Here is a 23272-nt window from a genome sequence, read left to right on the forward strand (position 1 = left end):
AGGATGATAATTAATCTGTTGTTAGGGGTACTTTAGCAATTTTTGCTCACAGAGCAGTTTCATTTTGTAACTTATGCTCACAAAAAAACCGCTAACCTTAGTTAGCGGTTTTTTATATCTGCTAAACAGAAAAATTATTTACCGCGGTTACGCTTACGTTCGTTTTCAGTCAAGTAACGTTTACGGATACGAATTGATTTCGGTGTTACTTCAACCAACTCGTCGTCTTCGATGAATTCAAGCGCCTGTTCAAGCGTGTATTCAATATTAGGTACAAGTGTTAAGGCATCATCAGTACCTGATGCACGTACGTTAGTGAGCTGTTTCGCTTTAGTCGGGTTAACCACCATGTCGTCTGAACGAGAGTTAATACCCACGATCATTCCTTCATAAACTTCCAACTGTGGTTTAGCAAATAGACGGCCACGGTCTTGCAGTGTGAACAATGCATAGCCCAGGCAAGTACCTTGAACCATAGAAATCAACACACCGTTTTGACGTTTAGCAACAGTACCTTGTTTCATTGGACCGTAGTGCGAGAAGCTTGATGTCATGATCCCTGTACCAGAAGTCATGGTCAAGAATTCAGAACGGAAACCGATCAAGCCACGTGAAGGAACAGTTGCTTCAATACGGATACGGCCTTTACCGTCAACTTCCATATTGGTCATCTCGCCTTTACGGTGACCCATTTGTTCCATTACAGCACCTTGATGCTGTTCTTCAACGTCAAAAGTTACGTTTTCGTACGGCTCTTGCATTTGGCCGTCGATTTCTTTCAAGATTACTTGCGGACGAGATACACCCATCTCGAAGCCTTCACGACGCATGTTTTCGATCAAAACTGAAAGGTGAAGTTCACCACGGCCAGACACTTTAAAACGGTCTGGACTGTCAGTATCTTCAACACGAAGTGCTACGTTATGGATCAATTCGCGATCTAGACGTTCACGGATGTTACGTGAAGTCACGAATTTACCTTCTTTACCAGCAAACGGTGAGTTGTTGACCTGGAACGTCATCGATACGGTAGGTTCATCTACAGACAATGGCGGTAAAGCTTCAACAGCTTTCGGATCACAGATTGTGTCAGAAATGTTGAGTGCATCAATACCCGTTACACAAACGATATCGCCTGCAGAAGCTTCTTCAACGTCAACACGATCTAGACCATGGTAACCCATGATTTTTAAGATACGGCCGTTACGCGTCTTACCATCTTTATCAATCACAGTCACTTGCGTATTTAATTTCACTGAACCGCGCTGGATACGACCAACACCGATCACACCAACGAAGCTGTTATAGTCAAGTGAAGAAATCTGCATTTGGAATGGACCATCAACATCAACTGCTGGTGGCTCAACGATGTCAACGATTGTTTGGAACAACGGTGTCATATCTTCAGCAAGTTCTTCTGGAGAAGGACCAGCAACACCACGAAGACCTGAAGCATAAACGATCGGGAAGTCTAACTGTTCGTCAGTACCACCAAGATTATCAAACAGATCAAAAACTTGATCGATCACCCAGTCACAACGTGCACTTGGCTTGTCGACTTTGTTGATAATCACGATTGGTTTCAAACCACGTGCAAAGGCTTTTTGTGTTACGAAGCGTGTTTGTGGCATTGGACCTTCTTGTGCATCCACAAGTAGCAATACACAGTCTACCATCGACAATACACGTTCTACTTCACCACCGAAGTCGGCGTGCCCCGGGGTGTCCACGATGTTAATGCGGTATTCAGTATTAGTACGTTCATCTAACCATTTGATTGCAGTGTTTTTTGCAAGAATGGTAATACCACGTTCACTTTCAATAGCGCCTGAATCCATGACACGCTCAATCTCGCCCGCTCGTTCACCGAGTGCACCTGATTGTTGTAAAAGTTTGTCTACAAGAGTTGTTTTACCGTGGTCAACGTGCGCAATAATGGCAATGTTGCGGAGAGTTTTAATATCTGACATGTAAATTCGATACGTATTAAATTTGAGGGCAAATTATACAGAAAAAACTAAACTTTTAGTAGTGACAGTTTATTGACAGTTACAAGTTTTTTTGACTTTTCGTCCTTTTTTTGGTTTGTAAACTCCTGTAACTCGATTAGAATAACGCCAAATTGCTGTTGTACCTTTCTTACATGTCTGATTTACAAAACTCTCCCAAACAACAAGATCGTCTTGATTTGGTCTACGGATTAAACGATCGCCCCAAACCATTTATCGCTTTTCTCGCTGCCCTGCAACATTTACTTGCGATTATTGTCCCGATTGTCACCCCTGGTCTTTTGATCTGTCTTGCTTTAGGCGTTTCAAAAGAAGACACCAACATGATTCTTTCCATGTCTTTGGTAATCTCCGGGATAGCAACCTTTTTACAATGTAAAAAGGTTGGCCCTTTGGGCGCGGGTCTTTTAATTGTACAAGGCACCAGTTTTAACTTTATTGGTCCGATTATCGGCATTGGTTCAGCCATGGTCGCGGCAGGTACCCCTGTTGAAGCAGTGATGGCTTCTATTTTTGGTGTAGTAATTGCCGGCTCATTTATTGAAATGGGTGTATCACGTATTTTACCTTGGGTAAAACAACTGATCACTCCCCTTGTTACAGGTATTGTCGTCCTGCTGATTGGTTTGACCTTAATTAAGGAAGGTTTAATCAGTATGGGGGGCGGTTATCAGGCCATGGGCGATAAAACCTTTGCCAACGCCGATAACCTGATTATGTCCTGTACGGTACTGGCGATTATTATTGTCCTGAACCGTGTCCGTATTACCTGGATCAAAAGCTCCGCCATTCTGATTGCCCTGATTATTGGTTATGCTCTTGCCGGCTTTATGGGCCATCTTGATTTTTCAGGCATGAAAGATGCGCCAATGGTTCAGATTCCAACACCGATGCATTTTGGTTTAAGCTTCTCTTGGAGCTTGTTTATTCCAATGGCCTTTATTTATCTAGTCACATCTTTAGAAGCGATTGGTGACATTACCGCAACTTCAAAGATTTCGAATCAGCCAGTCGATGGTCCAGTATGGATGGAACGTATTAAAGGCGGTGTGCTGGTGAATGGTGCCAACTCTCTGCTCGCCGGCTTATTCAATACTTTCCCAAGTTCGGTGTTCGCACAAAATAATGGCGTCATTCAGCTTACTGGTGTTGCAAGCCGTTATGTCGGCATCTGGATTGCAGCATTACTGGTAATTTTAGGCTTGTTACCTGCGGTTGCTGGCGTGATTCAAGCAGTTCCTCAAGCCGTGCTTGGCGGTGCAGTCATGGTGATGTTTGGTGCTGTGGCGGCTTCTGGTATTAATATCCTGTCAGGGATTCATCTTGACCGTCGTGCCCTGTTAATTATTGCCATTTCACTGGCACTCGGTTTGGGTGTTGCACAAGTCCCACAAATTTTGGAACATCTTCCTGAGTTATTCCGTAACATCTTCAGTTCCGGTGTGGCGACTGGTGGTATTGCAGCATTGCTTTTAAATATTATTCTTCCTGAATCGAAGCAATAATTTCATTTCAGCATCAACTCTGCCCAGCATTGTCTGGGCAGAGTTTTTCAATGGCGAGATAAAAAATGGATCCAAGAAGTGAAGTTGTCATTCGACAGCATGAATACCTTTCTGGACGTGTGCTTTTAGTCAATGCACCGACTGATGATTTACTTTCCAATCTAGAGAAAGACATCAGCCCTTGTTTGTGGACATGGAATTATAATGAATTTCAATATTTTCAGTCACAACAGGCCGCTGTACATTTTGGCGTAGAGCTTCCTGAAGGCAGTTTTGACCAAGCCATTATCTTTGTACCGAAGTCCAAAGAACTGTTAAATTATGTACTCCATAATGTCGTCAGCCGTCTAGGTTTAGGGGCTTCCATCTTCCTGGTAGGTGAGAAAAAAGGCGGCGTTGAACGCGCAGCCAAACAGCTACAGCCTTATGGTAAAGCCTTTAAACTGGACAGTGCACGTCATTGCCAGCTCTGGCAACTCAAGATTGAATCGACGGTTAAAGAAAAAACTTTGGCAAATTGGGCCCAAGAATATACGGTAGCAACACCAAAAGGTGATCTCACTATTTGTGCCCTGCCCGGCGTATTCAGCCAAAATCGTTTAGATGTCGGCACAGCAGTATTCTTACCGTTTTTATCACAGGTCACTTCAGGTAAAATTGCCGACTTTGGCTGTGGTGCCGGTATTATCAGTGCTTATCTGGCCAAACTGAATCCTAAAAACCGCATTTTTGCGCTGGATGTTGATGCTTTTGCATTGGCCTCTACCCGCATGACTTTTGAAAAAAATGACCTTTCTCCCGAACAGCTGGAAATTACTGCTGTGACGGGTATTGAAGATGCGCCTCTTTTCTTGCATGCCATCGTCAGCAATCCGCCTTTCCATCAAGGTATTCAGACCAATTATGATGCCAGTGAAAGCTTGTGCAAAACTTCACGCCGTCATTTGAAATCTGGTGGTGAACTCTGGATTGTGGCAAACCGCTTTTTAAATTATCCATTACTCATTGAACAAAGCTTTGGCAAATGTACAACCAAAGCCGATCAACAAGGCTTTAAAGTGCTGTTCACTAGCACCGAAAAGAAATCTTAAGGAACAACGATGAGCGAAACTCAATCTGCACATTTACAGCGTAAGCTGGGTGCACGTCATTTGAATATGATCGCCATTGGTGGTTCTATCGGCACAGGCTTATTCCTGGCTTCTGGTGCAACCATTGCCAATGCAGGTCCGGGCGGTGCTTTATTGGCTTACTGCCTGATTGGAATCATGATTTATTTCCTGATGACCAGTCTGGGCGAGCTTGCGACCCATAACCCGACCTCAGGTGCTTTCTTTACCTACGGTACAAAATATGTAGAAGGCGGTTTTGGCTTTGCTTTGGGCTGGAACTATTGGTACAACTGGGCCATTACGGTTGCTTTTGAACTGGTTGCTGTCCAGTTTATTATGAAATTCTGGTTTCCTGATATTCCCGGATTCTACTGGAGTGCTATTTTTCTGAGCATGATTTTTGCAATTAACTCACTCTCTGTAAAAGGCTTTGGTGAAAGTGAGTTTTTGTTCTCCCTGGTTAAAGTCATTGCCATCGTTGTCTTTATTATTATTGGTATTGCCATGATTGCAAAAATCATGCTGACACCGAATATGGTGACCTTTGCCAACTGGACCAAAGGGGATGCACCTTTTGTTGGTGGTTTGCAGGCCATGATTGGTGTCGCCATGATTGCCGGATTCTCCTTCCAGGGCACAGAGATGGTGGGTGTGGCTGCGGGTGAATCGAAAGATCCTAAAAAGACCATTCCAGTAGCCATCAAGCAAATTTTCTGGCGTATTTTATTGTTCTATGTAGTGTGTATTTTCATCATTGGTACACTAGTGGCTTATGATGATCCACGCCTGTTACAAGCGGCAGCAAGTGAAAACATTACCCTTTCACCTTTTACCTTATTGTATGAAAAAGTCGGTTTTGCTTTCGCCGCAGGTTTAATGAATGCCGTAATCTTAACTGCGATCCTGTCCGCAGGTAACTCAGGCATGTATTCATCTACCCGTATGCTGTTTGACATGGCACGCAAAGGCAGTGCACCAAAAATCTTTGGTAAACTGGATTCGCGTGGTGTACCCATGAATGCACTGTATGCCACCACAGCAATTGCCGCACTTTGCTTTCTCACCACTTTTATTGGGGAACAACAAGTGTTTAACTGGTTGCTGAATATGTCGGGAATGTGCGGATTCATCGTATGGTTGGGTATTGCCATTTCACACTACCGTTTCCGTAAAGGTTATTTGGCACAAGGTTATAAACTGGAAGATTTAGCGTATAAAGCCAAGTTTTTCCCATTTGCCCCTTGGTTTGCCTTTATTCTTTGTACGATTGTCGTACTTGGACAGAACTATCAAGCCTTTATTACGGGTGATTGGCTCGGTGTATTGTCCACCTATATCAGTATTCCATTATTTCTAGCAATCTGGCTGGGTTATAAATGGAAAAACAAAACCAAGTTGGTTTCTTATCAAGATATGGATGTTAAACCGATGAATCCTGATCAGGACTAAATTGGGTATTTAAATAAAAAAACAGCCTAAAGGCTGTTTTTTTTATTTAACTTATATCAATGATGTGACAGAAATTCCTTCAAGGCAAAACTGACTTCATTTTTATGAGTGGTACACAACCCGTGCGGTGCTCCCTTAATTTGCTCTTCCACAGCCTGTTTTAATAGTTTAACGGTCTGCTGGCTGCAAATTCCTGGCGGAACAATGTCATCTGCTGTTCCATAAAGCACCAAGGTCGGTACTGTAATCTGGGTTAAATCGTCACGTAAATCGGTTTCTGAAAATGCATGGATACAATCATAATGCGCCTTGATTGAACCCTGCATTGCAATACGCCAGAAATTTTGTATTACCCCTTCCGAAGTTTTATTTAACAGCTTGCCATATCCATAAAATGCTTTAGCAAAATCCAGATAAAAATCAGCTCTATTGGCCAATAAATTTGCGCGCATCTCATCAAACACGTCCGAATCTACACCGTCTGGATAATCATCTCGTTTAATCATGAGTGGAGTTACGGCTGCAATAAGTGCAAGTTTAGTGACTTTATGCTGACCATATTTTGCCGTATAACGGGTCACGACTGCCCCACCAGTAGAATGTCCGACTAAAGCGAACTCGGTTAATCCAAGATGCTCAATGAGTTGATGCATATCTTGCGCATATTGATCAATGTTATGTCCAGCCCAAGGCTGACTCGAGCGTCCATGACCACGTCGATCAAATGCAATCACCCGATAGCCATGTTCTGCAAGAAATAACATCTGGTCTTCAAAAGCATCACTAGATAAAGGCCATCCATGGGAAAAGACCACAACCGGTCCCTCTCCCCAGTCCTTATAATAAATCGAGGTTCCATCTGTTGTCGTTAACATCTGCGTCATTTTTTCACCCTCTTTTTATTGTCTATATGGATGTTTATTAGAACAAGATCAAAATGAAACTGTGTATTAAACAAGTTATGCTTATGTAGCACACACAAAAAAAGCAGCCTTACGGCTGCTTTTTTAACTCAGTTCAATAATTTATTATTGAGCTGCAGGAGCTTGTTGAGCAGGTTCTGCAACAACAGTACGGCTACCAGAAATAGTCGCGAATACACGACGGTTCATAGCACGGCCTTCTTTAGTGTTGTTGTCAGCAATCGGTTGATCCCAAGCGAAACCTTGAGTAGACAAACGAGCTGGATCTACATTGTATTCATTTACAAGTGAAGATTTAACAGAGTTAGCACGAGCTAAAGATAAACGTTCGTTCAATGCACGTGGACCGGTGTTATCTGTGTGACCTTCGATGCGAGCAGTAGCGTTTGGATATTCAACTAACTTCTCAGCAACTTTAGCGATTTCTGGTTTGTATTGGTCTTTGATGTTTGATTTGTTGGTATCAAAGAACACACGAAGTTCCATGTTAAGGTCTTCAGTCAACTCTTGTGGAGCAGGTTGAACTGGAGCTACAGGCTCAACTGGAGCAACTTCTACTACAGGAGCAGCAGGTTTCAAGTGACCACCAAGAACTACGTTAAGACCCGCTAAAGCTGTATAGTTCCAGAAATCTTCGTCGATATTATAAGTAGCACGAGCTTCAGTACGTAGAGATAAAGCATCGTTTAAGCGCCAGAAAGCACCTAGACCAGCATTACCCAAAGTACCTTCTTCAGACTCACCATCTGCAATTGAACCTGCAGCTTTATATTTGTAATGACCAGCACCTAACAATACATAAGGTTTGATTTTGCTGTCATAGTTTTTAGTGATCAAATCAGAAGTCGCATAGAAGTTACCATTGATTTGAGTTTGTTTATACTCTGCACCAGCAGGTACATTAAGACCTTCTACATCACCTTTCACTTGGTTATATTCAGCTTCAAAACCTAACCAAGGCGTTAATTCAACACCAAGTGCTGCACCAACGAATAAATCGTCTTGAAGCTCAGGACCATCAGTTAAATGATCTGCGCCATTGTTGTGTTGAGTATCTTGCCATGTATAACCGACCATTAATGGAGTAACAGTTACGCCAGCGTTTGCAGCAGCTAAAGGTGCAGCAACGAGCATTGCTAAAGCAATACGACTCATTTTCATGGATTTATCCTCCAGAGATAACAATTGTTGTTCAAGCTCAAGCCTAGAATTTGGCTATTCTGAGATAGGCTTTTTTATACCCCAGTCTTATTCTTAAGCTATTCACTTTGAATCATACAAACACTTTATTTTTTTTCCAAGTGCTTGATAATTTTAATCAAGTAAATTATTGACAAAATTACTTACAATTTCCGTTGTAATTCGGTAATTTTTTACTCAATTTATTCTGATGAATAGCTTATTGTCACTTGCAAATTATTTTAACAGCTTTCTTATAAAGTTGAGAAATAAATATTACCTGCAAAAAAACAATTAAAAAACAAAACATTAATAACATACATAATTAAAAAAAATATATTACAGGATTACTTTCAATGCTTTTTCAACAAAAAAATGGCTTCACATTAGTTGAACTCATCGTTACTTTGGCTATTTTTGCAATTCTGGCAACAATCGCTTTACCTTATTTTCAAGACATGAAAGCCAAACAGGAAGTCAACGCCACCACTAATAAACTGATTTCAACGATTCAATTCGCTAAATCTCAAGCTACGCTCTATCATAGCAATGTAGTGTTATGTCCAAGTCAAAATAAAGTGAATTGTCAAACAAGCCAATGGACTGCTGGTTTACTTGTTTTTCTCGACAGTAATAAAAATAGACAAATTGATACAGGTGAAAAAATTATCTATACAGAATCTACCGATTTAAAATATGGGCACTTAGACTGGAGAGGAACTTTGAGTGTTCCCAGTTTAACTTTTCAAGCTGAAAATGGCCTGCCTATAGGTTCAAATGGTAGTTTTTATTATTGTTCAATGGTTTCTGATCATCACCGGAAGCTGGTTCTGAGTGCGATGGGACATATGCGGATAGAAAACCTATCGAGCTGCTAAAAAACTTATCAGTCTAAAGACATCCTACAATCTTTGTTTATTCCAGCTCATTTTTCAATATACTGCTTAAGCTTGGAAAGTAATTCCCTAAAAAAATCAATCTTGGAGAAAGAACAATGACAGACATCGTAATCGTAAATGGGGCACGTACTGCAATGGGCGGCTTCCAAGGTAGCTTGGCCAGTGTAACAGCCCCAGAACTTGGAGCAGCATGTATCAAAGAAGCGATTGCACGTGCTGGATTACAAGCAACCGATGTCGAAGAAGTCATTATGGGCTGCGTGTTGCCTGCTGGCTTAAAGCAAGGACCAGCCCGTCAGGCAATGCGTCAAGCCGGGCTGCCCGATTCAACTGGCGCAGTCACCATCAATAAGCTGTGTGGTTCTGGCATGAAAGCCGTGATGCAAGCGGCTGACATGATTAAAGCCGGCTCTGCTGAAATTGTAGTTGCAGGCGGTATGGAATCCATGACTAATGCACCTTATGTATTGCCTAAGGCACGTGGTGGTTTGCGCATGGGTCATGGTGAAATTAAAGACCATATGTTCTTGGATGGTCTTGAAGATGCAGAAACAGGCCGTTTAATGGGTTCTTTTGCACAAGACATGGCAAATACCCGTGGCTACACCCGCGAACAAATGGATGACTTTGCGATTCGCTCTTTAGAACGTGCACAAAAAGCCGTGAACGAAGGTTATTTTGCCGATGAAATCGTGCCTGTAACCATATCTACCCGTAAAGGCGATGTCGTGGTTGATAAAGACGAACAGCCTTTTAATGCCAATATTGCCAAAATTCCAACACTTCGCCCTGCATTTGCCAAAGACGGCACCATTACTGCAGCAAATGCCAGCTCGATTTCCGATGGTGCCTCTGCCCTTGTACTCACCTCAAGTGACAATGCAATAGCAAAAGGCTTAAAACCATTGGCTAAGATTGTGGCCTATGCTTCAAATTCACAGCACCCTTCAGAATTTACCATTGCTCCAGTCGGCGCCATTCAGAAAGTTTTAAATAAAACTGGGTGGGATGCACAAGACGTCGATCTTTGGGAGATTAACGAAGCTTTTGCTATGGTGACTATGTGTCCGATGGATAACTTCAAACTTGATCCAGCTAAAGTCAACATTAACGGTGGTGCTTGCGCCCTTGGTCATCCAGTTGGCTCTACCGGTTCTCGTATTATCTTGACGCTCATTCATGCTTTAAAACGTACTGGTGGTAAAAAAGGGATTGCTACCCTGTGTATTGGTGGTGGTGAAGCGACTGCTGTAGCGATTGAACTGCTTTAATTTTTGAAGTCTGCCTTTATTAAAGAGGGAGTCAGGTAATTCCCCCTCTCTCTAACTCTCTCCCCTTAGGGAGAGAGAACAAAATCCATCTTTTGAGGGATTTTTTATGCTTACACTTTTTTATATTTTCATCATCTAAATTTAAGCTTAAGCCTGCTAGATTAGAACCATTAAAACAACAACAAAGGCTTTTCATGCAACTGAATCATTACCTCAATTTCCAAGGTCAGGCTGAAGCAGCCTTTAACTTTTATAAATCAGTTTTTGGAGGCGAATTTTCCAATCTGACCCGTTATGGTGAAATGCTAGCTGAAGAAGGTGTCACGCTATCAGAAGCGGATAAAAATAAAATCCTGCATATCTCACTTCCCATTAACGAATTTACAGAACTGATGGGATCTGACACCAATGATCAATTCTGTGCGCAAAACAATACCGTTTTCACGCCAGGGAATAATCACTATATTTCAATTAATCTGAATGCCCATGAGCAGGCAGAAGCAAAACGCTTATTTGATGCTTTATCTGTCAATGGACAAATAGAAATGCCTTTAGAAAAGACATTTTGGGGTGCACTCTATGGGGCATTTACCGATCAGTTCGGGATTAAATGGATGGTCAACTGTCAGCTTGAAGCCATGTAAATATTCCAAATCAAAAAAGCCTCCATATGGAGGCTTTTTTCAACTTGAGCTTAATGAATGAGATTAAGCACCAGTTTGATAATGTGCTTTTGGCACTGCAGTTGAAGCTTGATAAGGATTGGTGAAATCACCCAAACCTGCAGCAGCTTCAGCAATATCTTTACCTTCTTTAATCACGAAAGTATCAAAACCTGAACGCTTCATATAGTTCAACACGTCTTTGAATACATCGCCAATGGCACGAAGTTCACCTTGGTAACCTTGACGACGAAGCAATGCTGCAAAAGAATAACCGCGGCCATCGTTAAAGCCTGCAAATTCGATAAAGATTGCATCTAACTGGTCAAGTGGAAACTCATGCGTTTCAGGAGAGGCATCTACAGTGATGTAAAGTGCTTTTTTACCTGAAACATGGGCAATCTGGTCTAACTGTTCAACCGTTACAACCACATCACCTTGAGGTAATACACCATCTTCACCAATTAATTGATACGTATTGTCTGCAATCGTGCCATCTTTAGAGAGCACTTGTAGTGCGGTATTAAGCATATGCACGCTCCTTAAATGGTTGAATACCAACACGGCGGTAAGTATCAATAAACTCTTCACCGTCATTTCGAAGGTCAAGATAGGTATTTAGAATTTCTTCCACTACATCTGGAATACGGTCTGCTGCAAATGATGGCCCAAGGATGTCACCAATCGATGCATCGTGGTCTGCATTACCACCAAGCGTGATTTGGTAGAATTCTGCACCTTTTTTGTCTACACCCAAAATACCGATATTACCGACATGGTGGTGACCGCAGGCATTCATACAACCTGAAATGTTGAGATCCAGTTTACCTAAATTGTAAATGGTATCCAGATCATCAAAACGGCGTGAAATCGCTTCTGAAATAGGAATAGATTTTGCGTTTGCAAGCGAGCAGAAGTCACCGCCTGGGCAGCAGATGATATCGGTCAAGAAACCAATATGCGCACGAGCCAGATTGTGCTGATCCAGGATCTGCCACAATTCAAACAGGTCTTTTTGCGGTACGTCAACCAAGGCAATATTTTGTTCGTGGGTGGTACGGAACTCGCCGAAGGTGTACTTGTCTGCAAGATCTGCAATCAGGTTCATCTCTTCAACGGTCATATCACCAGGAGCAATACCGGCACGTTTCAGAGAAATCGTGACGATACGATAACCTTTTACTTTATGTGCATTGGTGTTGATGTTGAACCACTGTTTGAATTTCGAATGCGCTGCAAACTCTTCTGTAAAGTCTTCATCGGCATAATCTTGGTAAGCAAATGGCGTGAAGTTCTGATCCATTTTTGCCAAGGTGTCTGCATCAATTTTCAGTGTTTTTACAGTATGCGCAAATTCAGCTTCCACTTTTTCTGCAAATACGGCTGGCGTTAATGCTTTTACCAAAATCTTGATACGGGCTTTGTATTTGTTGTCACGGCGACCATGCAAGTTATAGACGCGCAGTACCGCTTCCAAATATGCAATCAAATCTTCACGTGGCAGGAAGTCACGGATAAAGCTACCAATCACCGGGGTACGACCTAAGCCACCACCAACTTTGATTTTATAGCCCATCTCACCTGCTTCATTACGCACGATGTATACACCGATGTCGTGGAATGACGTTGCCGCACGGTCAGTTTCTTCTAATGCAGAAACCGCAATTTTGAACTTACGTGGCAAGAAGGCAAATTCCGGATGGAAGGTTGACCACTGACGGATCAATTCACAGGTCGGACGTGGATCTGCAATTTCACCGGCAACCACCCCGGCATACTGGTCAGTCGTGGTATTACGGATACAGTTACCAGAAGTCTGGATGGCATGCATTTGTACAGATGCCAGTTCTTGCAGCATGTCCGGTACATTTTCTAGTGCAGGCCAGTTAAACTGAATGTTTTGACGTGTTGATACGTGTGCATAACCACGGTCATAGTCTTGAGCCAATTGCGCAATTTTACGCAATTGTTTTGAATTCATCAGACCGTAAGGCACTGCAACACGCAACATTGGCGCATAACGTTGTACATAAAGGCCGTTTTGCAGACGAAGCGGACGATATTCATCTTCCGTCAATTTACCGGCTAAATAACGTTCCGTTTGGTCACGGAATTGTGCAACACGTTCATTGACCAGTTGCTGGTCAAAATCAGTATATAAATACATGGCGTACAGCTAGTAGTTTCTATTATAACGGCGGACAGCATAACGAGATTTGATCTATCAACAAAATGCGTTTTTTACATATTTCATAGCGATTTTATTGATAAGTGTGTCTAAGCTGCACGGATATACAGCCTTTCAGCCTTTTTTGATTCATTTTCCATGATATTGCTTATTTTATTTATTCCTTAGCATTTATTTTCATAAAAAGCCCGACGAATCGGACTTTTAAAATTTAACCGAATAAATAGGTAGCTTATTTTTTATCGGGTAAGGCATAAGCTACGATAGAGTCACCCATCTTGGTGCCAAATGAACCATGACCACCGGCCATAATGACTACATATTGTTTACCATTGGCTTCATATGTCATTGGCGTTGCCTGACCACCCGCCGGTAGACGGCCTTTCCACAGCTCATCACCATTGGTGACGTTAATGGCACGGATATAGTTATCCTGGGTTGCACCCACAAACATCAAATTACCTGCAGTCGAGATTGGACCGCCCAGCATTGGCACACCCATTTTAAATGGCGGTAATGGAATACCCTGCATACTGTCACGAATGGTACCGATCCGACGTTTCCAAGCCACTTCATGGGTGTTTAAATCGACACCCGCCACATAGCCCCAAGCCGGCTGTTTACACGGTAGACCGAACGGAGACAGAAAGGCACTGATTTCCACACCGTATGGCACACCGTACATGGGCTGAACACCTTGTTCAGTCCCCGCGCCTTTGGCTGTTTGCTGACGGTTCGGATCTTCAGGGATCAGTCTGGACACAAAGGGCAAGCCAATCGGGTTCATTACTGCAATTTGACGGTCGGGGTTGACCGACATACCGCCCCATTCAAACACCCCCAGGTTACCCGGGAACACTAGCGTGCCATTTTCAGAAGGTGGCGTATAAATGCCATCATAGTTTAATTTCTTGAATGCTACACGGCACATTAACTGGTCAAACATGGTGGCACCCCACATCTGCTTGTCGGTTAATTTTTCTTTAGGCGCCAGGTCAAAATCAGAGAATGGTTGAGTTGGTGAATAACGTTCGCCTTTGGTTTGTGCGCCGCGTTTTACCGTTTGCGGCACCGGCCTCTCTGTAATCGGAACGATTGCCTTACCCGTACGACGGTCCAGCACAAAAGCATTGCCTGTTTTCGTCAGCACATAGATTGCAGGAACAAGATTGCCAGATTTATCTTTAATGTCCGCTAAAGTCGGCTGCGCTGGTACATCCATATCCCATAAGTCATGATGGGTGGTTTGGAAATTCCAGACCAGCTTACCGGTAGATGCATTTAAAGCCAGCATGGAGTTGGCATAGCGTTCATCCAGTTCAGTACGGTGCCCACCATAAATATCTGGCGTACCGACACCTGTAGGTACATAGACCATATCCAGTTTTGCATCATAGGCTAATGGTGCCCATGCGTTGGGGGAGTTATGAACAAATTTCTGGCCTGGCGCAGGAATGGCATTTGGATCTTCAGCACCGGTATCAAATACCCAAAGCAGTTCACCGCTATTGACGTCATAACCGCGGATCACACCCGATGGCTCTTCAGTCGAATAGTTATCGGTGGTTGAACCGCCAATAATAATAGTTGTACCTGTAACCACTGGCGGAGAGGTCGGGATATAACCGCCCGGGTATGGGAATGGCATGTCTTTTTGCAGATCGACTTCGCCATTTTTACCAAAGTCAGTACACGCCTTGCCCGTGTCGGCATTGATCGCGACAAGACGGCCATCATTCACCGGCAAAATCACTTTTTTAGGGCAATCGGCTGAAGCTGTTTTCTTGGCAGCAAGACTGGCTTCGAAGCCTGCCGTGTTATTGGCATCATAATAAGACACACCACGGCAAGTTAAATGTTGATAGGTATTATCAGCACGTAATTTAGGATCATAAGTCCATTTTGCTTTACCTGTTGCCGGATCAAGTGCGGTCAATTTCTGGTGAGTTGTACAAATGTACATATTGTCACCCACTTTAATCGGCGTGACCTGATTGGTGGTTTCACCCGAGTCATTTTCAGTTTTGAATTCACCAGTGTGATATTCCCAGGCCACTTGCAAGTCTTTTACGTTTTCAGAATTAATTTGCCTTAACGGAGAATAGCGTAAACCGGACTGTGTCCTGCCATAAGCCGGCCAGTCACCATCTTCAATCCCTGGAATAGGCTGTGATGTTGCAGGCTGTTTAGTGCTTAACTCGCCACGAATTTCCTGTGGATCATTAAATACCGAGTAAATCATCACGGCAATGGTGATGGCCAATGTGCCTGCAAGAACCAGTTTTGCCCCTTTGGAATGTTCAAATCCGCGAGTCACCGCAGGAATAAGTAATAAAAGACCAAATAGTCCTAAAATGTCGAGACGAGGTGCCAGCGCAAAGAAGTCAGAGCCCACTTCCCAAAGCCCCCACACCACAGTCCCTAATAGCAGCGCCGCGTAAATCAGCAGTGCCGAGCTTTTTAATTTGTGTAATAAAACTGCAGTAGCAATGAAGAATAGACCTGCGATGATGTAGTACCAAGACCCACCAAGCACTGCAAGATATATTCCTCCAATCAGCAGTACTAAACCGAAAATGATGGCCACAACAACCAAAATCGTTTTTAGCCCTGAACCTGAAGATGGAGTACTCATATTGACCACCTATTTTTAGAATTCTTTTAAAGCTCATACCTAAAGTTAAATATGAGCACCTTTTTAATTTTTAGATTTTAAATATCTGGATTAAACCGATCTGCAAAAGAAAGTTGTGCTCCAAGCATCGAATGATAAAACCCAAGTACTTATCATCTATAAACTAGAACGCTGTTTGTAGCTTAATACCGCCAACCCAGGCATTCTCACCATTTTTATATGCACCAACCTGTTGGATATATTGAATATTTGGACGGATAGTGAGCCAGTTTGTTGCATGAATACCATAGTAAATTTCCGTATCGTATTCTTCGCTCTGTAGGCCACGGGCATCCACACTGTTATTGTGAATGTTCGCATCATTGACATCGTCATTGATCTTGATGCGGGCTATACCGATCGCAATCTCGTCCTGAGGACGAAAGTCCATTAAACCTTTATAAACCAGACCCATATTTTGCATGTCACTGACTTTGTTTGTGTCACGATCATGTACAGTTAAGTTTACAAAAGCACTCAGACCGCGAGATGAATCACCGTTATGTGCAGTCAGTTGCTGTTTGGCCACAACCCAAGCACCTTGTTTGTGCTCAGTTTGAGATGCATCTTTTATTTCTGCAGTATCGGCGCTGCTGTAGTAATAACCGGCACGGTATTCACCCTGAAATTTTGCCGCGCCGATTTTCGGTGTCCAGACCACTTCAGCAGGAATAATCGCACCATGAGAACCGTCGGTACTTAAATTGAAGCCTTTGCCTCGTTCAAGGTTTTCAGGGTTATATTCATAGGCACCGACTTGGGCATAGACGTCAGGAGTGAAGTTATATTTCGCTCGGGCAGCCCATTGACTCACTGGCCAGTTGTACCACTGATCACCGACCCAGTTCCCCACTTGAGAACCGCAAAGCGCCAGATTCTGGAAATCACAGTCGAAACTGTTGAAATCTTCACCTTCACCAAAGCGTCCCACTTTGAGATCCAGTTTTTGCTCCAGGAATTTTTTCTTGATCCAGAAGTCTGTTAAACGCCAGGTTTGGCCACGGCCCCAAACTTCTTGTACCGAACTGAGATGACCATTTAAGGCAGCTGAACTATTCGACAGACTACGGCCATTACGTTCAGTCACGGTTATTTGCGCTTCAGTGTCTTGCCAACCTAGAATTCTGTTTAAATCGAAGTGGACACCGATTGCAAACTGATCTGCGTATTCAGTGCCATCACTGGAATAATGATCTGAGTCCAGTAGAGTCGCAACTTCGCCGGTATAACCCAGACTGAAGTCATAACCTTTTTGTTGTAATGCTGTACGTTGACCATTCCAGTCACCAAACATCCACTGGCTTTGTGAATCAAATGCATTGCCTGCATTTGCGATGTTTAATACAGCGCTGAGAGAGATCAGGCCCACACCGACACCGAACGTGCTCCATAACTGCTTCACAGCCGCTCACCTTTATATTATTTTTTTCTAATACTGATGCTACTCCTGTTTTTTATTTAACATTGGGCGCAAATTGTGAATACATTGTTTTTCAATGTTAATGTTTTTAATCTATGTAAAAACTACCAGTTTCCGGCGCCTAAATGCTGTCCTATATATAAATATTCTGCCTGAGAGCGGGAAAATTTAATCGGACAGGCCAACTGGGTTTCCGTCTGCTTGCTGTCCGGAGCCAGCGGCACTTCAACTGCCCATTTTCGTTCTTGAGCCAAACAAGAATCCAAGGCTTCATCCAGAGTTAAAACAGGCTCTACACACACATCCTGATCGGCAAAGATCACTTGCCACTCTTGCCAAGTTTTGGATTGAATCTTTTCCTGAAGCACCCGCTTGATGACTTGCTGATCCGCCGGGTCAAACGAAGCACCTTTTTCACCAAGGATGGGAAGATCCAAAATTTGCGCCAAGCCCGACATAAACTGTGGCTCCAAACTCCCAATCGATAAATAACGGCCATCCTGAGTCTGGTAATAGTCATAAAAACTGCCGCCATTTAAATACGACTGTTCGGGAAATTGTTTGGTATTTCCTGCCAATGTGGCAGCCGCTGCCATATTATTTAAAGTGGCTACACAATCGGTCATCGAAATATCAATATATTGTCCCAAACCGCTGTGCTCACGTTCCACCGCGGCAGCCAGAATTCCAATGACCGCATGTAAGGAGCCTCCTGCAACATCGGCGACCTGTATCCCTAATGCCGGTGGTCCACCCTCTTGCCGGCCACTATGTCCAGCAATTCCGGACAAAGCCAGATAATTTATATCGTGTCCGGCCTTATCTTTATAACTTCCGGTCTGTCCATAGCCAGTAATGGAGCAATAAATCAGTCGAGGGTTCAATGCTGCAAGCGTGGCGTAGTCGAGGCCCAGGCGCTGCATCACCCCCGGCCGAAACTGCTCGACCACAATATCGTATTCAGTAATCTTCTGTTTAATCAGTTCAATGTTGTGCGGATCTTTTAAATCCAGAGCAACCGACTGTTTATTACGGTTTAAATAACTGTGCGCCGTTGCCTGTCCATGGGCATAAGGCGGCAATAACCGAATCAGGTCTGGCCGTGTAGGTGATTCAATGTGGATCACTTCTGCACCGAGGTCTGCCAGATACAAAGTGGCAAATGGACCCGGGAGTAAAGTTGAAAAATCAAGTACTTTTAATCCTTTTAAAGCCGTAGTCATGTCCGTTTTTTCTCTTTTTATGTTGATTTTATATGCATATTAAAAATATAAAACTCATAAAACAATGTCATGTTCAGCCATTTACCTTGATCATTTCGGCAATTTAAGATGTAAATAGGGTGCAACAACTATTGTAAATTGCCACCCAAACAATTTTTAGCGTCATTTAGGTCAACTGCAAGTGAATATAAAAGAGAAAGAGACTGAAGGATTTAATATGAGTCGCGATACGATTAGTATCCACTTCGTCAATGCAGCTTTAACCGGCGTAAAACGTCTGGGCATGGATGTCGAAACTTTATTGTCACATGTCGGCATTGAAGCGGAATTATTACGTCAACCTAAAGCCCGTATTTCTCCGGAACAATATACCCGATTTATTCAAATGCTCTGGATGGTGACTCAGGACGAACATGTCGGCTTTGATATACAGCCACGTCGTCTGGGCACTTTTGCCATTATGTGTCAGTTGATTATTCATGCGAAAACGCTAGGAGATGCCTTAGAACTTTCTTCCCAGTTTTATAAACTGTTTGGCGATGAATGGTCTGTGACTCTGGAACGTGACAAACACGAAGCGCGCTTGGTTCCGCTTATTCCTAAAAGCATGGATCCCGATCACTTCATTACCGAAAGCATGCTGATGATCTGGCACGGTCTGGCCTCTTGGCTCATCGAACGCCGTCTGCCACTCGAACGCGTTCATTTTGGCTACCCACGTCCTGCACATGCCGATGAATATGATGCCCTGTTCTTCGCACCGGTGATGCAATTCGATGCGCCACGTACCGAAATTACCTTTGCCGCAGACTATCTGGATCTTCCGCTGCGTCAAAATGAAGAAACACTGGAAGAATTCCTCAAAGCTGCACCTGCACAGTTGCTGGTTAAATTCAAAAATACCAACTCGCTGACTTCGCGTATCCGTGAAGTGTTAAAGAGCCAGATTGGTGAAGAAATGCCAACACTCAACGATGTGGCTTCGATGTTATATCTTTCTCCGCAAACTTTGCGTCGCCGTCTGGCTGCGGAAGGCAAAAGCTATCAGGGCGTGAAAGATGCCTTGCGCCGTGATGCCGCCATTCATCTGCTGCTGAATCCAGGTTTGACCCTCGAAGATGTCGCGCAGCAGGTCGGCTTTAGTGAAACCAGTACTTTCCACCGTGCCTTTAAAAAATGGACCGGCGTAACACCGGGGTTATATCGTCAGTTGCATGGTTATCACTGATCAACCCTTAATCTTTTCAGTTTCTCTCTAAGCCCAGATTTCAATCTGGGCTTTTTTTATTGACCAAAAACATCATCTGACCTGATCCGTTCTCGTCATTGCACTTCGAAAATTAATCATTACACTCAAAAAAGTATAAAAATTTTAAAATCATAAAAGGGAAATGCCATGAGCGAGGCTTATATCATTGATGCCATTCGCACACCACGCGGAAAAGGGAAAAAGGATGGTTCACTGTATGAAGTGAAACCGATTACCCTACTCACCACATTACTCAATGAATTAAAAGACCGTCATCAACTCGATACTTCAAAGGTTGATGATATTGTCCTGGGCTGTGTCACACCGATTGGCGACCAGGGTGCTGATATTGCCAAAACGGCCGCCATTGCTGCAGGTTGGGATAATGATGTAGCGGGTGTGCAAATCAACCGTTTCTGTGCATCTGGACTTGAAGCCGTGAATATGGCGGCCATGAAAGTCCGTTCAGGCTGGGAAGATATAGTGGTTGCTGGTGGCGTTGAATCTATGTCGCGCGTACCAATGGGTTCAGATGGCGGCCCTTGGGCACTGGACCCTGAAACCAATATGGCCTGTGACTTTATTCCGCAAGGTATTGGTGCGGACCTGATTGCTACCATTGATAGATACAGCCGTGCCGATGTAGATACTTTTGCAGAGCAGTCACAAAAGAAGGCCGCTGCCGCACAAGCCCATGGCTATTTCGACAAATCAGTTGTGCCGGTAAAAGATAAAGCCGGTGTGGTGATTTTGGATAAAGACGAATTCATCAAACCAACCACTACAGCAGAAAGCTTGGGCAAACTGAATCCAAGCTTCGCCATGATGGGTCAAATGGGTTTTGATGCTATTGCCCTGCAAAAATATCCAGAAGTAGGTGCTGTGAACCATGTACATCACGCAGGTAATTCATCAGGCATCGTCGATGGTGCAGCGGTGGTTTTGGTGGCTTCTGAAAAGGCAGTACGAGAACAAGGCTTAAAACCACGTGCCAAAGTGCTATCGACTGCACTTGTAGGTACCGACCCGACCATCATGTTGACCGGCCCTGCTCCAGCCGCACGTAAAGCCTTAGAAAAAGCGGGTTTGACGATTGATGATATAGACCTGTTCGAAGTGAATGAAGCCTTTGCTGCCGTGGTGATGCGTTTCATTAATGAACTCAATGTTGATCCGACCAAAGTCAATGTCAACGGCGGTGCAATTGCTCTGGGACATCCACTGGGTGCAACCGGTGCCATGATTTTGGGCACCCTACTGGATGAGCTGGAACGCCAAGGCAAGAAACGTGGTTTGGCAACACTATGTGTCGGTGGCGGTATGGGCATCGCAACCATTATTGAATTGGTATAAGGAGAACAAAAATGAGCGCAATTCAATTTGAAAAAAATGCCGACAATATCGTCATATTAACCTTAGATTCTCCCAACCAGTCTGCCAATACTATGAATGCAGATTTCCGCACTGCCTTAACAACAACTGTAGAAAAGCTAAAAGCCGATGACCATATCGCAGGGATTATTTTCTGTTCCGCAAAAAAGACGTTCTTTGCCGGTGGTGACCTGGATGAGCTGATTCAGGCCACACCTGAACATGCCACAGAATTCTTCAACATGATTGAAGATATGAAAGCCCAGCTGCGTTATATCGAAACCCGCGGTATACCAGTGGTTGCTGCACTCAATGGCACAGCACTGGGTGGCGGTTGGGAACTGGCATTGTGCTGTCATCATCGTATTGCTCTGAATGATGCCAAAACCAAATTCGGCCTGCCTGAAGTGACTTTAGGCTTGTTGCCTGGCGGCGGCGGCATCGTGCGGATGGTGCGCCTGCTCGGTCTGCAAAATGCTTTTCCTTTGCTGATGGAAGGCAAACAATTTGGTGTCGATAAAGCCAAATCCTTAGGATTGATTCACGACACAACCGATTCTGAACAGGAGCTTTTAGACAAAGCCATCGCTTGGGTAAAAACCCATCCGCAGTCTGCACAACCTTTCGATGTGAAGGGATATAAAATTCCGGGGGGGACGCCATCTTCTTCTGCTGTGGCACAAATTCTGGCGATTGCGCCTGCCATGCTGCGTGACAAAACCAAAGGCTGCTACCCAGCGCCTGAAGCCATTATGGCGGCAGCGGTAGAAGGTGCTCAGGTTGATGTCGATACTGCGCTGACTATTGAATCACGTTACTTTAGCTATCTGGCGACCGGTCAGATCTCCAAGAACATGATCGGAACCTTCTGGCATGGTTTGAATGCGATTAAATCCGGTGCCAGCCGTCCCAAAGAGATTGCCAAATGGAAAGCCACTAAAGTCGGTATTTTAGGTGCCGGGATGATGGGTGCAGGCATTGCTTATGCCACTGCATCGAAAGGCATTCAGGTGGTTCTAAAAGATATATTTATAGAGGCTGCAGAAAAAGGCAAAGCCTATAGCCAAAAGCTGCTGGATAAAAAAGTATCTCAAGGTCGTTTAACGGCTGAAAATAGAGAGCAAATTTTAGCCGTCATTAAGACAACGGCGGATGCTGCGGACTTGCAAGGTTGCGACCTGATCATTGAAGCGGTATTTGAAAATCCCGAGCTGAAAGCCAAAGTCACGCAAGAGGCTGAAAGCTATCTGCTAGATGGCGGTGTGATGGCCTCCAATACCTCGACCCTACCGATTACAGAACTCGCTCAAGCTTCTAAAAATAATCAGAACTTTATTGGCCTGCATTTCTTTAGCCCGGTCGATAAGATGCAGCTGGTTGAAATCATTAAAGGGCAAAATACCTCAAGTGAAACCTTGGCCAAAGCCTATGATTTTGTGCAGCAAATTGGCAAAACCCCGATTGTGGTGAATGACAGCCGCGGTTTCTTTACCAGTCGCGTGTTTGGCACCTTTGTTCAGGAAGGTCTGCGCCTGCTGGCTGAAGGGGTGCATCCAGCCCGTATTGAAATGGCTGCGCTGAAAGCTGCTATGCCTGTGGGTCCATTGGCCATTCAGGATGAAGTCTCGCTTACCCTTTCAGAGCATGTCGCGACTGAAACACGTAAAGCCCTGCAATCCGAAGGCAAAGACCTGCCACGCTCAACTGCGGATGACGTGATTCACAGCATGATTCACGAGTTCGGCCGTAAAGGTAAGGCTGCTGGTGCAGGCTTCTATGACTATCCGGAAGGTGCTAAAAAGCAGCTTTGGGAGGGCCTGAAAAAATGGCAGAAAGATACGGATATTTCTGAACAGGAAATGATTGACCGTTTTCTGTTTGTGCAATCTCTGGATACCTTGCGCTGTCTGGAAGAAGGTGTGCTGGAGTCCACGGTTGATGGCAATGTCGGCTCTATTTTCGGAATTGGTTTTTCCCCGTGGACCGGTGGTGCTTTGCAGTTTTTAAATCAATATGGTTTAGAAAAAGCCCTGCTGCGTGCCAATACGCTTGAAGCCAAATATGGCGAACGTTTTAAGGCACCGCAATTGCTCAAAGACAAGATTGCCCAAGGCGAAAAAATTTAAATTTCATCCTCT

The 23272-nt window shown here is 44.0% G+C and carries 17 protein-coding genes; 9 read left to right on the forward strand and 8 right to left on the reverse strand.

The features are described from left to right. Window positions 1–134: 134 nt before the first annotated feature. Entirely contained in the window at window positions 135–1970 is a 1836-nt protein-coding gene (gene typA / locus GTU69_RS12270) for a translational GTPase TypA (RefSeq protein WP_166170857.1), read from the reverse strand. Window positions 1971–2143: 173 nt separating this feature from the next. On the opposite strand from typA, the gene GTU69_RS12275 reads away from it, so the two are divergent. From GTU69_RS12275 to GTU69_RS12285, 3 genes are all read left to right on the forward strand, one after another. Then, window positions 2144–3514, forward strand: coding sequence for a uracil-xanthine permease family protein (locus tag GTU69_RS12275; protein ID WP_086195686.1), 1371 nt, complete (start codon window positions 2144–2146; stop codon window positions 3512–3514). 65 nt (window positions 3515–3579) lie between these two features. Then, window positions 3580–4605 carry a methyltransferase gene (locus tag GTU69_RS12280; RefSeq protein WP_166170859.1) on the forward strand — a complete coding sequence of 342 codons (1026 nt, stop codon included), beginning with the start codon at window positions 3580–3582 and terminating at the stop codon, window positions 4603–4605. Window positions 4606–4614: 9 nt separating this feature from the next. Then, complete coding sequence (locus GTU69_RS12285) at window positions 4615–6075, forward strand: amino acid permease (RefSeq protein ID WP_166170861.1); 1461 nt, start codon at window positions 4615–4617, stop codon at window positions 6073–6075. A gap of 56 nt (window positions 6076–6131) precedes the next feature. Here GTU69_RS12285 and GTU69_RS12290 read toward each other — a convergent pair whose 3' ends face one another. Next, complete coding sequence (locus GTU69_RS12290) at window positions 6132–6959, reverse strand: alpha/beta hydrolase (protein WP_166170863.1); 828 nt, start codon at window positions 6957–6959, stop codon at window positions 6132–6134. Between the two features lie 144 nt (window positions 6960–7103). Continuing rightward, complete coding sequence (omp38, locus tag GTU69_RS12295) at window positions 7104–8159, reverse strand: outer membrane protein Omp38 (protein WP_166170865.1); 1056 nt, start codon at window positions 8157–8159, stop codon at window positions 7104–7106. 374 nt (window positions 8160–8533) lie between these two features. On the opposite strand from omp38, the gene GTU69_RS12300 reads away from it, so the two are divergent. The 3 genes from GTU69_RS12300 (at window position 8534) to GTU69_RS12310 (ending at window position 10991) form a co-directional block, all read left to right on the forward strand. Continuing rightward, window positions 8534–9055, forward strand: coding sequence for a GspH/FimT family pseudopilin (locus GTU69_RS12300; RefSeq protein ID WP_166170867.1), 522 nt, complete (start codon window positions 8534–8536; stop codon window positions 9053–9055). Window positions 9056–9171: 116 nt separating this feature from the next. Continuing rightward, window positions 9172–10347, forward strand: a complete 1176-nt coding sequence (locus GTU69_RS12305) for a thiolase family protein (protein WP_166170869.1) — start codon at window positions 9172–9174, stop codon at window positions 10345–10347. A 194-nt stretch (window positions 10348–10541) separates the two neighbouring features. Beyond that, window positions 10542–10991, forward strand: a complete 450-nt coding sequence (locus GTU69_RS12310; protein WP_166170871.1) for a VOC family protein — start codon at window positions 10542–10544, stop codon at window positions 10989–10991. A 63-nt stretch (window positions 10992–11054) separates the two neighbouring features. Here GTU69_RS12310 and GTU69_RS12315 read toward each other — a convergent pair whose 3' ends face one another. The 5 genes from GTU69_RS12315 to GTU69_RS12335 form a co-directional block, all read right to left on the reverse strand. Further along, entirely contained in the window at window positions 11055–11540 is a 486-nt protein-coding gene (locus GTU69_RS12315) for a DUF934 domain-containing protein (protein ID WP_166170873.1), read from the reverse strand. Further along, window positions 11533–13176 (reverse strand): nitrite/sulfite reductase, encoded by a 1644-nt coding sequence (locus GTU69_RS12320; RefSeq protein ID WP_166170875.1) that lies wholly within the window; start codon window positions 13174–13176, stop codon window positions 11533–11535. The genes GTU69_RS12315 and GTU69_RS12320 overlap by 8 nt, the downstream gene beginning before the upstream one ends. Before the next feature lie 253 nt (window positions 13177–13429). After that, window positions 13430–15832 carry a glucose/quinate/shikimate family membrane-bound PQQ-dependent dehydrogenase gene (locus GTU69_RS12325; RefSeq protein WP_166170877.1) on the reverse strand — a complete coding sequence of 801 codons (2403 nt, stop codon included), beginning with the start codon at window positions 15830–15832 and terminating at the stop codon, window positions 13430–13432. 163 nt (window positions 15833–15995) lie between these two features. Continuing rightward, window positions 15996–17240, reverse strand: coding sequence for a carbohydrate porin (locus tag GTU69_RS12330; RefSeq protein WP_346764485.1), 1245 nt, complete (start codon window positions 17238–17240; stop codon window positions 15996–15998). Between the two features lie 155 nt (window positions 17241–17395). Next, on the reverse strand, window positions 17396–18514 hold the full coding sequence (locus GTU69_RS12335) for a CaiB/BaiF CoA-transferase family protein (RefSeq protein WP_166170881.1): 1119 nt from the start codon (window positions 18512–18514) through the stop codon (window positions 17396–17398). A gap of 217 nt (window positions 18515–18731) precedes the next feature. On the opposite strand from GTU69_RS12335, the gene GTU69_RS12340 reads away from it, so the two are divergent. The 3 genes from GTU69_RS12340 to GTU69_RS12350 all read left to right on the forward strand — a co-directional run bounded on the left by GTU69_RS12340 (window position 18732) and on the right by GTU69_RS12350 (window position 23260). Continuing rightward, window positions 18732–19742, forward strand: a complete 1011-nt coding sequence (locus GTU69_RS12340) for an AraC family transcriptional regulator (RefSeq protein ID WP_086195699.1) — start codon at window positions 18732–18734, stop codon at window positions 19740–19742. Window positions 19743–19910: 168 nt separating this feature from the next. Further along, on the forward strand, window positions 19911–21116 hold the full coding sequence (locus GTU69_RS12345) for an acetyl-CoA C-acetyltransferase (protein WP_166170883.1): 1206 nt from the start codon (window positions 19911–19913) through the stop codon (window positions 21114–21116). Window positions 21117–21127: 11 nt separating this feature from the next. Then, a complete protein-coding gene (locus GTU69_RS12350; RefSeq protein ID WP_166170885.1) occupies window positions 21128–23260 on the forward strand; it encodes a 3-hydroxyacyl-CoA dehydrogenase NAD-binding domain-containing protein in 2133 nt (710 codons plus the stop codon). Window positions 23261–23272 lie beyond the last annotated feature (12 nt).

The sequence above is a fragment of the Acinetobacter sp. SA01 genome (genome assembly GCF_011319235.1).
Classification (GTDB): Bacteria; Pseudomonadota; Gammaproteobacteria; order Pseudomonadales; family Moraxellaceae; genus Acinetobacter.